Below are 13,057 nucleotides of genomic sequence, written 5' to 3' on the forward strand. Positions count from 1 at the left end.
GTTACTCCTTGTGATAATAATATCAGTTGCTGCTATTATTTCTTGTATAATAGAATTTCTAAGAGCTATTATAGTAATATAAAATTATATTCCACGCTTCAACTAATAGTGATGAATTAGGATTAATAATGATCAGTACTAATATTTAGAGTATTTAGGAACTATAATTTTTGATAAATGAGATATTTTAGTCTTGCAGAAATAGCAGAATTAATATATATATGTATATTCTCGTATCTATCAAGTAGTATAATAAGGGGATGTAGCTCAGTTGGTTAGAGCGTCTGCCTGTCACGCAGAAGGTCGCGGGTTCGAGTCCCGTCATTCTCGCCAAAAGCTTAGATCCTTCGTTTTATTTTCTAATTAAATTTCGTTTTTTTAAGATCGTTATGCTTGTCTATAAGCTTATTGGATACAATGTTCAAATTTTAGAAAAAATCAGCATATGATTATCTTTTAAAGATGGTTTCAAAATAAGAAACAACAATGCAAAATAAAAAGTTAATAGAATTGCTAAAGAAAAAAGTAAAAAATCAAGCATATAGTTTTAAGTGTTATAATTTACTGACACATCGTTCAACAAATAAGAGGTAAAGAAGCAAAATATTATAATTAATGCTCTTTAAAATGTATCATTCCTTAAATTTAGAGTAGTATAAAACTTTCAAAAAGGATGTCATTGAGTATGTATAATAGAGCAACATAAATAATAACATTGCTAAAAAATAGCAACAGTAATAACTAAAAACTATACAAATAGTACGGTATATAATTAACTAATCTCAGTAATAAGATATTATAAAGCATCAAAAGTAATAAAGCATTAGTGGTAAAACTTATTCTTGAAAAGAAAAAGGTATCTATCAAATAATTAGCAAAATAATTTTTGACTTACATATATCAATATCTATTTATGTTTCTCACTCCTTCAGACATCATATATTTCAAAATCAGATGTCATAGACATTTAATTTCTTAACATGCTGCATCCATTTTCAATATTTTGTACCACATATCAATCAAGACTTGATGCATTTGATCAAAGTATAATACATTACTAGATGTATTATCGCACTTATAATTTATATAAACTGCAAAAGTGTTTTCCATTTTTTTTCTTCAGAATTTTTTCTCGTATAATTTGTCTGCAAAATACTGCATTATTGAATATATTTTTACATTATGTAACATTTGATGCCCCAACTGTATGTAATACTAAATAATTGTGTAATTACTTTATTCATTGTATACTCTCTTAATTGGAAAGACTCAGTATAAATTATAATTAATCTAAAAAGATGCTAAATAAAGATTAAACATTATTTATTTTAGAACAAAACAAGTGCTTTTAAAATATTTATAAATTGAAATAGAAATTAAGACATGGTGGAGTCAAGGGGAATCGAACCCCCGACCGTTTGAATGCCATTCAAATACTCTACCAACTGAGCTATGACCCCGATAACAAATCGTTTCCATTATACTATAATAATGCAAATAAATCTAAGATTTTTTTATAAAATACTTTCTACCTAAGTAGAAATTAACGCAAGGAAAATTAAAAATTTGATAAATGCAATCTAATAAGGAAATGTTTAATTTAACTTCGCACTTTGATTAAAAATACAGCTTTGTGGATGCTCGCGATAATAAATCTATATTTAGTTAACAATACCAACGCTTTATTTATGCAATAATGCCATAGCATCTCTAGAAGAAATTATATTATCTACTAATCCAAATTTTTTGGCTTCTCCCGGTGACATAAAATTATCACGTTCCATACTTTTTTCAATATGTTTTAATGCTTGTTCAGTATGTTTACTATATAATTCGTTAAGTAACTTTTTAATTTTCAGGGTTTCCCTAGCATGTATTTCTATATCAGTCGCTTGCCCTTTATAACCTCCTGATGGTTGATGTATCATAATACGACTATGAGGTAAACTATAACGCATCCCATGTTCGCCACCACAAAGTAACAATGAGCCCATAGAACACGCTTGACCTATACATAATGTAGCAACTTTAGGTTTTATAAATTGCATTGTGTCATAAATTGCAAGCCCTGCAGTTACAACACCTCCTGGTGAATTGATATACATATATATGTCTTTTTTAGGATTTTCTGCTTCAAGGAACAATAATTGTGCAACGATTAAGTTTGCCATATGATCTTCAACAGTACTACATACAAAGATTATACGCTCTTTGAGTAATCTTGAATATATATCATAAGCACGTTCACCGCGTGATGTTTGTTCAATTACTACCGGTATATATGACATTAATATTTTCTCCTGAAATTTGATTAAATAAAGATGTGATACCATTCATTGTCAATGGTATCAAAATCAAAAGACTAACATTGTGATTATTTTCCACTACACACGGCACGAGAAAAAAGTTAGAATAGAACACAAGTAAGCACGCAGTAAAACTGCTACTTCTTCTCCTCTAAAACATTAGCAAGTATATCGCCCATATTGGTAGTATTATCGCTAGAGCCATATTCTTTGAGAGTTTTTTGACGTTCTGCTATTTTATGAGCTTTTACCGATAATAAAACTCTACCAGTCGATTTTTCGATAGAAACAACTTTCGCATCGATTTCTTCATCTACTTGAAACATTTCAGGTTTTTGCTCATCTTTTTCATCTGATAATTCAACTCTTTTAATAAAGCCTGTTACTTTATTATTTAATAGTACTACAAGTCCATCATCTTTAATTTCTGTTACAACTGCTTTCACTATTGTACCTTTTTTATATTCGTCACTAATTTTTTGATATGGATTTGGCGATAATTGTTTTATACCTAAACTTACTTGTTCTTTTTCAAAATTAATAGCTAAAACTTTGCATTCTATTTCGTCACCTTTTTTATATGATTTTAATAGATCTGTTCCATTATCTTCCCAACTAATATCTCCTTCATGAATCATACCGTCCATATTATTACCAAGTACAACAAAAATACCAAAATCTGTAATATTTCTAATTGGTGCTTTAATTATAGTACCGATAGGATTATTTTCGGCAAATTTTATTAAAGGATTTTCTTGGCATTGTTTAATACTTAAAGAAACACGATGCTTTTCAGTATCAACCTCTAAAACTATGAATTCTACTTCTTGCCCTATAGTTAACATTTTTCTAGGGTTTTGATTAGATTTTAACCAACTAATTTCGCTTGAATGTACAAGTCCTTCAAGTCCATCTTTTAATTCTAAAAATACACCATAATCAGCAAAATTTGTAACTTTACCTGTCATTTTTTTACCTACTGGAAATTCTTCTTTAATTGCATCCCATGGATTAGAATCAAGTTGTTTTATACCAAGTGATATTCTTTTGGTTTTTTCATCAAACTTAATAACCATTACTTTAACTTTTTGATTAAATTCTAATACTTCTGAAGGATGATTCACTCTGCCCCAAGAAATATCTGTTAAATGTAATAAACCATCCACGCTGCCAAGATCGATAAATGCACCGTAATCAGTAATGTTTTTTACGACTCCTTCTAATATCATACCTTCTTTAATTTTTGATAGCATCTCATCTCTAGCTTCAGAACGTGATTCTTCTAGGATCACTCTTCTAGAAACTACGATATTACCAAGCTTTTTATCCATGCTTAAAATTTTAAATGGTTGCTTGATATTCATTATAGAAGTAGGATCTTTAATAGGTCTTACATCAACTTGGCTTCCAGGTAAGAATGCTACTACACCTGATAGATCTACGGTAAAACCTCCTTTTACACGACCAAAAATCGTACCATCAACAAATTCACCCTTGGAACACATTATTTCCAGCTGTCCCCATAACTCTTCTTTAACTGCTTTTTCACGACTTAGTATAGTTCTACCGTTACGTCCTTCAATTTTTTCTATAAAAACTTCAACTACGTCCCCAACTTCAGGTAAAGATAAAAATTCAGACTTGGGTATTCTTCCTTCATTTTTTAATCCAACGTCCACAATAATCATATCATTTTTTATTTCGATTACTTGACCTTTAACTACCGTTTTTTCTTTTATATGACTTGTATCAACAGTTTTAAGCATTTTAGAAAAATCTTCTTCAAATTGGTAATTAATTGCTGCAAGTTGTGGAACAAATCGTTGTTTTAGTTTTATTGACATATTATTCTCGTAATATTAGCTGAAAGTGCATAAGCTAATAAAAATTTTTAAAGGTTAATAAAATTATATGTTATTGCATAGCTTGGAGAACAAGCGTGTTGTCATAACATGACTTAGTGGCCAACACATCCATAAAACAACTAAAACAGTAATGAGTTGAGTATTTTTACTGGATCATGAGATCGAGCCGCTGAAACACAACTGAGAAATTGCATCATGCAATAACGCAATAAAATAACTGAGCACTTTTTTAAGTTATTTTATTCTTTATGTAATTTGTTACTTCTTCTACAACCTCTATAGCAGAAAGTTTTGAAGTATCAATAATGAAAGCACCTAAAGCTGGTAATAATGGTCCGACTTTTCGCTCTTTATCCCTTTTATCTCGCAAAATTATTTGCTGTATAATCTCATCAAGTATACATGTTTTCCCTTTTGCTTGCAACTGATTATATCGTCTTACAGCTCTTACGTAAGGACTTGCAGTGATAAAAATCTTTAAATCAGCATCAGGTGCAACAACAGTACCTATATCTCTACCCTCCATAATAATTCTTGGCGTTGTTTTAACTAGATTAATCAAATTGTGATTTAGATTATTTCTCACCTCACTTATTACTGCAATTTTTGATGCAATATCGCCTATATCCTCATTCTCTAAATCAATATTATTATCAAGTTTTAATTCTTGAGATAAAGCAATTACTGCATCTATATCAGTAATATCTATCTGTTGATGAATACAGTTAAATGCAAGCTGCCTATACACAATACTTGACTGAAAATATTTAAGAGCAAATTTCTTTGCCAATATTAGACCTATCGTCCCTTTACCTGAAGCAGCAGGACCATCAAGCGAAATAGTAAAATTTTGAGCAATATCAAAGGCTTTAGTTTTTAAATCAACCATTATAGATGCTCTCCAATAGCAAGTTACAAATAATAATTATTATTATTTTAGTAAAGAATTAAGCCTATATAATCAAAAATTAATTATTTGATTTACCGCTTTAGTGTTATTTAGGCACAAACATTAATGTACATTTTAAATTTTTGCTATTTTGGATTGCGCAGTGCACATTTTATACGACATCAACACCACCCAACGCATTAAAATTAAAATAAGCTTTTATTAAAGTATTTGCTATCTCAAATTCCATTTTTGTCCTTAATAAGTTTTTTTTACTTTGGCATTTGATAATAATTTTTTTAAGTCATCAAAATTTCTCATTTAAGCTTTCCTTTATTATATTGTTAGCTACGGAAATAGCTTTTTTAGGAACTTTCAACTGTTTCCAATAAATTATTAAACTAATCAATTGACACTTATCTTAAGTGTAAATATTATAAGGGCCATAATAAGGGTGATTAGCTCAGTTGGTCAGAGTATTACGTTGACATCGTAAAGGTCAGTGGTTCGAACCCACTATCACCCACCATTTTATATTTTCTGACAGTTGATTTTTATTTTCATAATTATAAAATCGGTGATCACTCATCCAGTAATTATGATATTTTAACATTATTAACTTTTAATATAACGCACTATCAGAGTTTAGTATTCCATAATCTAAGGATGAGCAATCTTTTGAAATAGTACAGACAAAGCAACTTAGTGCACCGCGCTAACATTCAACATATTCCATTAAATTTTAAGTTAATTGTTAATACAGTTGCTATTTCCTTAAAAATGAACTTTAACTAATTGATATTTAAGCTTATTTAGAGTTTATTACAGTTAAATATTATTGTTACGATGAATTTAGTAAATATGTGCATACTTCAAAAAAATGTTATTTATCTAATAAAGACCTGATATAATCAATAAATGTGATTGCAGAAAATTTATAACTCATTTTCTTACTATATATTATCAACAATATTTATGGAAAATCGTATACTCTGAATGATCAAATCACTAAACTTGCTTTATTTATACGCACAAGTTTTGTAATTATATTCATTATTTTTAATAATATCTTAAGAGCTTAGCAAATAGCTAATTAATTAAATTAATAAATACAAAAGCAAAAAACCATGTTGTTGGTTGTTGGCTCTAACTTCTTAAAATTAATAGTGTTAACAAAAGAAATAATAACAAACATTTTCCATAATACTAGGATAAAATGTAGTAGTGCGCGCGATATTTCTGCGAGTACTATAGATTGTTTTCATAATTGCATCACTTAAATCATAATACTCTACTATTTTTATTTCCTAGTTTTGCGGCAAGTACAACAAATTAATTTTATAAAAGTAAATAAGATTATTAATATCTGATAAATAAATACCTTAGTTTTAATTTTATGCTTAAGATGATTGCTTATTATGCTTATATGCAAGAAATATGTTATTATTCTAACTGAAAATAACAATCTAAAGATTCTTCATAATCTTAGAAATCTAATACTGTATAATTTAAATTAAAATATCGTGTTTTGTTTCTAGTTCAAGAATAATAATAATTTTACAAATTAAATTCTAAAATAACGTCATATTACAATCTAGAATGATGGTTAGATTCTTCTCAAGATATCATTATTGAGGATATTTTCCTTCTTCACAAAGAAATATCCTTGCATTTAAACCATTATCCATTATATATTAAGTAAATCTATTAAATGCTTTAATAAATAGATATTAAAGAACTATAAAAATAGAATGCTTTTCCAACTTTTCTACAATACTACATTTAGAGCATTCCATGGCTTATTTAATCCTTAAATAAATTTTTCGGCATTCTGTAATAAACAGTATTATAGAATTTATTACTTTCAGGAAATTTACGTTTACGTATAGAGAAATTACCGAAATTCCTGATTTCAATACGCTTTTGTTCTTTAAGCGATTCATTTAAATAATCTAAAATTAAATCTACTGATTCTTTAACATCTTGTTTAGAAAGATAATTCAGTTTATCATGTACTTTATCTATTAAATAATTCTTAGTAGCCATTAAGAAATCGATTTTATTCCATTAAAACTATTTTTAAAAAAACTTAGAACTAAACTAGTAAAATCCTCAAACATTATTTCAATCAATGTTGATTTCGGTTTTAATTGATAATCTTTAACAGTTAGATTAATGTCAATTTTCTTAATTTCTTGTAGCCATTTTAACGCAGTATCTTCTGAACCAATAGTATCTACAAGTCTTAATTTAAAAGCTTGACGACCAGAATATACTCGTCCATCTGCAAGCTTGTGTACTTCTTCGATAGGAAGAGAACGCCGTTCTGAAACAAGTTCAATGAAAAATTTATAAGTATCTTCTATATTTTCCATAACTGCTACCCGCACTTCTTCTGTCAGTTTTTCGGTAGGGTTTGGCACAGCTTTAAATGCACCTGATTTAAAATTATTAAACTTAATTCCTAACTTTTGAGCAAGCTCAGTAACTTCAGCTGTTTGTAGTATTACACCTATTGAACCTGTAATAGTACCGTTATGGCTAATAATATAATCACCTCCAAGAGATATTAAATAACCACCACTTGTAGCCATTGTCCCCATAACTACTACTACTGGTTTTTTTGCTGATATTTTACGTAAAATATTATAAATTTTTTCAGATCCTACTACTGTACCGCCAGGAGAATTTACGTTAACTATTAACGCTTTAATATGAGAATTATCTATTATTTTTTTGAGCTTTTTGTCGCGCTTTTCGTCTTCAAGAATTATTCCGTCTATTAATACAGAAGCTATATAATCTTCATTACTATTAATAGATAAAATCTGTTTTTGCACAAAATCTTTACTGATTAGTAAGCATATTATAGCAATTAAAATAATATCTGCTAGCTTCCAAATTAACAAGCGAGATTTTAGTTGTCTTCGTTCAATTAAATAATCAGGGGTTATACTCATGATTTATTATATTTTTAATAATACACTCACACAATTATTTAGAACAACTACCATGAGTGTAGCAATTCAAAAAATAATCAAATTATTGATTTTTACTGAGTCAAAAAATTTAACTTTTTCCTTACGCTGACGATATAATTATAAACCGTTTCTAGAGCGTTCAGGACTCTTCATCATCTCAAAAAACTCATAGTTAGTTTTAGTATTTTCAAGTTTTTTGAGCAAAAATTCTATTGCTTCACTGCTACCCATTGGATCAATAATACGACGCAAAACCCACATTTTATTTAAAATTATTTTATCTACTAACAAATCTTCTTTTCGAGTTCCTGATCTTGTGATATCAATTGCCGGATAAATACGCTTATCTGCAATCTTACGATCTAAAACTATCTCAGAATTACCTGTACCTTTAAACTCTTCAAAAATTACCTCATCCATACGAGAACCGGTTTCAATTAAAGCTGTACCAATTATAGTAAGTGACCCACCATTTTCAATATTTCTAGCTGCTCCGAAAAATCTTTTTGGTCTCTGTAGTGCATTAGCATCAACACCACCAGTTAATACTTTCCCTGATGAAGGTACAACTGTATTATAAGCACGAGCAAGTCGTGTTATCGCATCAACTAAAATTACTACATCTTTTTTATGTTCTACCAAACGTTTTGCTTTCTCAATTACCATTTCTGCAAGCTGCACATGTCTACTTGCAGGTTCATCGAAAGTAGAACTAACAACCTCCCCACGCACAGACCGTTGCATATCTGTTACTTCTTCAGGTCTTTCATCTATTAATAATACTATTAAAAATACTTCCGGATTATTTGTTGTAATTGCATGCGCTATATTTTGTAATAATACAGTTTTACCAGTACGAGGTGGCGCTACTATTAATGCACGCTGCCCTTTACCCATAGGAGCCACAAGCTCAATAACACGTGTACTAAAATCCTTACTATCTTTACTATTATTTTCCAGTTCTAATCCTAATTTTTCATCAGGATACAATGGAGTTAAATTATCAAAATGCACACGATGGTAAGCATTAACAGGATCGTCAAAATTTACTCTATTTACTTTCAATAAAGCAAAATAACGTTCTCCAGCTTTAGGAGCTCTAATCTGACCTTCTACCGTATCACCTGTACGAAGACCAAAACGTCGAATTTGACTAGGAGAAATATAAATGTCATCAGGACCTGCTAAATAATTTACTTCAGGCGAACGTAAAAAACCAAATCCATCAGGTAATACTTCAAGTACGCCATCTCCTACTATTAAACCTCCCTGCTCTACAGATTTTTTTAAAATTGCAAAAACTAATTCTTGTTTAAGTAATGAACTAATATTTTCAATTTTTAATTCTTCTGCTTGAACTTGTAATTCTTCCGGTAATTTACGTTTTAATTGTTTTAAATTAATAATATTATTTTCTGCAAAATCATTATGATCGTTATTGGATTCAGTATTGTTCAGTTCTTCTGTCAATTGTTTATTAGTTGTGTTCATTATTTTAATATTAATAGATTATAATTGAAAAATTGAGTTAGCAATTAAGTTTAAAGGTAAGTAATATACTTATTTAAATTAGGAATCAAATTAGATTTTTAGAAAATTTTTATTCTTGCGGTTTAAAGAATCATTATATATTATTAGCTTATAGGCGTTTTCTATGTATGTCAAAGCATATTAACAACGTAATAGCACCTTGTCAACCCAAATCATCTTACTAACACGTATTATTGTATTTGTATTTACTGTTAAAACAAACTGCTTAGTATCATAGAATCAATAGCAAACATCTTTTTCAGTATAACAAGCGTTACAAATCCTTTGATTTTAACAATAAAACATTTGTATTAAGTAATGGCATAAATACATTTTTAACTTCATTTAATAATGCTTCATCACTTATTTCTTGGTTTAATTCACTGCGTACCGCATCAAATATTTCTCTTAAACTTTTCTCTTCTATCATATATTTAAAAATATATTTAGTACTTCTAAATATTGACATTGAGATATTAACATTATTTAATATCCCATTATTAATAGTAAAATTAATAACATTATTTATTGATGAAGAATTAGACTCCAAATATTCATAAATTTGTTTGGCAAAATTGAATATATTATGGAAGTATGGTATATTATCAAGGTTATCAAGAGATGCTACACTATCTTTTTGATTTGATACATAAAATGAATGTTTAATAATATTACCTGTAAGTATTTCAGAAATTGCTTCTTGAGTTACTTTATCCATCTTTTTCACTTTTTGCAAGAGTGTAAAATCTTTTATATAATTTTCTGTTCTTAATAAAATTTTTTCTAAAGGATCAAGATAATCAACAAAATTTAAGTCTGCTTTTGCTATAAATTCATATAACTCAGGAATGGAATAGGCTCTATCCTGTTTGTGCAAGAACATATCATAAACTCCAATGTCACCAAAATTTTGGTAATCTGAAAATAAATCACAACCTCTTTTGTACCAATTAGTAGCAGGCAAGTTATCTAGAATTAACTTCCCATTCATTATTTCTTCAATACGATTTTTAGTATCTTTATTTATCATTTTCATTAAATCTTGAATTTGATAAACACCAGTACGTCCATATTTAGCATATACCATTAAGCCCATACCACCTGTTGGTTTTAAAGAAGCTTTAAGATTTTTTAGACCTTCATCGGGATTTGCTAAATGATGCAGCACGCCAGTGCAATTTATATAATCGAATTTTCCAAGTTTTAGATTAGGTATATTTAATATTGAATTATTAATCCATTTAATATTTTTAAGACCTCGTACTTCTGCACGTTTTTGTGCTATTTCCATGCTGGGCTTACTAAAATCTAGATATATTATTTCAGCATTTTTATCTTTTAACTGTTCAGCAAGATAAATAGTCGAATCACCGGTACCACCACCTGCTATTAAGCATCTAAAATTATTATTAAAATTTTCTTTTCCTTTATATAAAAAATGATTTAATTCTCCTAAGAACTCACCACAAATTGCAAGTAAACGTTCTTTTTCATGATTTGGATCTCTAAAAGGATAAGGATAATCTTGATAATGTTCTTGTACTTCTGCTAAATCTTTAGAAATTGTAATATTTTTTATTTTCTTTAAATTATTCATAATCTTATTTATTAAATTGCTAATTGCTATTTTAACAGTAAATCTTTTATAATTAACTGAATAGTATAATTATCTTTCCAATTATTCGTTTTCAACGTGCCTATTGCAGAAATATGTTTTGCGCGAGAACTTAATAAGATATCTTCAAATGGAGTACCTACAGCATCAAAAGCAATAGCAGACAATACTTTATTACCAAAGCCTCGCTTATCTGGCGCAAGCATACATTTAATATGTTTACTTCCAACGATATCAGCTTTTAATATAAATAAATCATCAAATTTAAATATTGGCTCATGATTTCCTGAACCGAAAGGCTCTAAAATTTTTAATTCCTCCATTAAATAAAAATTCACACTATTAACCGTTAAATCAATATCATATTCAGCATGTTTATAATTTGCTAATTTATTTATACTAATGCTAAAAGCATTATTTAAAAAATCTTGCAATTCTTCTAATTTGCCAGCAGTTACGGTAAATCCTGCTGCCATAGCATGACCTCCACCGGCTATTATTAAATCTTTACTTTTAGCATTGATAATTTCAGCACTAAAATCAATACCTAAAATTGAACGACATGAAGCTTTACCAATACCGTTATTTAAAGCCACAACTGCTACTGGCTTATCAAATTTTTCTTTTAATCTTCCTGCAACGATCCCTATAACACCTGGATGCCATCCTTCTTTCACAACAAATAATAAACTACTATCTTTTTGAGTTAAAGCAATGTCTATGGCCTCGTCGATCATTAATAACTCAATTACTTTACGCTCATTATTATATTTTTCCAGTTCATTAGCTAATTTGCTTGCTTCATTATGACAACTAGTAGCTAAAAGATTAGCACCTAAATTTGACTTACCTACTCTCCCACCTGCGTTTATACGAGGACCTAAAATAAAACCTAAATGATAACATTGCGGTATTTCATTAATCCCTGCAATATCATATAATGTTTTAATACCGATATTTTGTCTTTGCTGCATTACTTTTAATCCAGTTGCGACAAATGCACGATTCAAACCTGTTAATTTCATCATATCGCAAACAGTACCAAGGGCAACTAAATCTAGATACTGCATTAAGTTAGGAGTCGGTATGCTTTGCGAGAAATAATTGCGCTTCTTTAAATTTGATAATATTGCAGTTGCAAATAAGAACGTAACACCTACTGCGGCCAAATATTTATATTCACTTGTTTCATCAATACGATTTGGATTTACTATAGCTACTGCATCCGGTAATATTGCAGTAGAAATATGATGATCAATGACTATAACATCAAGTTTAACATCTTTTGCATATTTCAATGCATCATGTGCCATAGCACCACAATCAACCGTAATTAATAATTCAGTTCCATTATCTTTAATTTTTTGTATAGCTAAAGGCGTTGGACCGTATCCTTCATATATACGATCAGGAACATAAATATCACATATTATATTTAAATCTCGTAAAAGATGCTTAAGTAACGCTGCTGAAGTAGCACCGTCTACGTCATAATCTGCAAAGATACAGATTTGTTGATTATGTACAATAGCTTGAACGATTCTATCGACTGCCTTATCCATATCAAGTAGATGAAAAGGATCAGGTAATAAATTTTTGATTTTCGGTATCAAAAAATTTTCTACTTCCGCTAAATTATTGACTCTTAATGATACTATTCTAGCAAGTAGATCACTAATTTTAAAACTACGACATAATTCCGTTACTATATCTTCTTTAATTTGCTTCTGTTTCCATATTTTACCATTTATAGATATCTGTGGTTTCATTTGTTTATTTTTATTGTATCATGTCATTACATAAAATTGTTTATGGAGTAATGTCAGGATACAATTGCCATACAATCTATGGCTACTTGCAATGACATATAC

8 protein-coding genes and 3 tRNA genes are annotated in these 13,057 nt (G+C 29.0%); 2 read left to right on the forward strand and 9 right to left on the reverse strand.

What is annotated here, in order from left to right; genetic code table 11:
• Positions 1-256 precede the first annotated feature (256 nt).
• Positions 257-333, forward strand: a tRNA-Asp gene (locus RT_RS02510).
• Positions 334-1,384: 1,051 nt separating this feature from the next.
• Here the strand turns inward: RT_RS02510 and RT_RS02515 are convergent.
• The 4 genes from RT_RS02515 to cmk form a co-directional block, all read right to left on the reverse strand.
• Positions 1,385-1,460, reverse strand: a tRNA-Ala gene (locus RT_RS02515).
• A gap of 222 nt (positions 1,461-1,682) precedes the next feature.
• Positions 1,683-2,288: an ATP-dependent Clp endopeptidase proteolytic subunit ClpP gene (gene clpP, locus RT_RS02520; protein WP_011190958.1), complete on the reverse strand. Its 606-nt coding sequence runs from the start codon at positions 2,286-2,288 to the stop codon at positions 1,683-1,685.
• A 155-nt stretch (positions 2,289-2,443) separates the two neighbouring features.
• Complete coding sequence (locus RT_RS02525; protein ID WP_011190959.1) at positions 2,444-4,150, reverse strand: 30S ribosomal protein S1; 1,707 nt, start codon at positions 4,148-4,150, stop codon at positions 2,444-2,446.
• A gap of 250 nt (positions 4,151-4,400) precedes the next feature.
• Complete coding sequence (gene cmk / locus RT_RS02530) at positions 4,401-5,060, reverse strand: (d)CMP kinase (RefSeq protein WP_011190960.1); 660 nt, start codon at positions 5,058-5,060, stop codon at positions 4,401-4,403.
• 452 nt (positions 5,061-5,512) lie between these two features.
• Between cmk and RT_RS02535 the strand changes: the two genes are divergently transcribed.
• Positions 5,513-5,589: transfer RNA gene (locus RT_RS02535), tRNA-Val, on the forward strand.
• Positions 5,590-6,863: 1,274 nt separating this feature from the next.
• Here the strand turns inward: RT_RS02535 and RT_RS02540 are convergent.
• From RT_RS02540 to recJ, 5 genes are all read right to left on the reverse strand, one after another.
• Positions 6,864-7,106, reverse strand: a complete 243-nt coding sequence (locus RT_RS02540; RefSeq protein WP_011190961.1) for an HU family DNA-binding protein — start codon at positions 7,104-7,106, stop codon at positions 6,864-6,866.
• Complete coding sequence (sppA, locus tag RT_RS02545; RefSeq protein WP_011190962.1) at positions 7,106-8,020, reverse strand: signal peptide peptidase SppA; 915 nt, start codon at positions 8,018-8,020, stop codon at positions 7,106-7,108. Before sppA ends, RT_RS02540 begins: the two co-directional genes overlap by 1 nt.
• 138 nt (positions 8,021-8,158) lie before the next feature.
• Positions 8,159-9,532, reverse strand: a complete 1,374-nt coding sequence (rho, locus tag RT_RS02550; RefSeq protein ID WP_014419441.1) for a transcription termination factor Rho — start codon at positions 9,530-9,532, stop codon at positions 8,159-8,161.
• A 313-nt stretch (positions 9,533-9,845) separates the two neighbouring features.
• Positions 9,846-11,168 carry a class I SAM-dependent methyltransferase gene (locus RT_RS02555; RefSeq protein ID WP_011190964.1) on the reverse strand — a complete coding sequence of 441 codons (1,323 nt, stop codon included), beginning with the start codon at positions 11,166-11,168 and terminating at the stop codon, positions 9,846-9,848.
• Between the two features lie 26 nt (positions 11,169-11,194).
• Positions 11,195-12,955, reverse strand: coding sequence for a single-stranded-DNA-specific exonuclease RecJ (gene recJ / locus RT_RS02560; protein WP_011190965.1), 1,761 nt, complete (start codon positions 12,953-12,955; stop codon positions 11,195-11,197).
• Positions 12,956-13,057 lie beyond the last annotated feature (102 nt).

The organism is Rickettsia typhi str. Wilmington, from assembly GCF_000008045.1.
In the GTDB taxonomy this organism is placed as follows: Bacteria; Pseudomonadota; Alphaproteobacteria; order Rickettsiales; family Rickettsiaceae; genus Rickettsia; species Rickettsia typhi.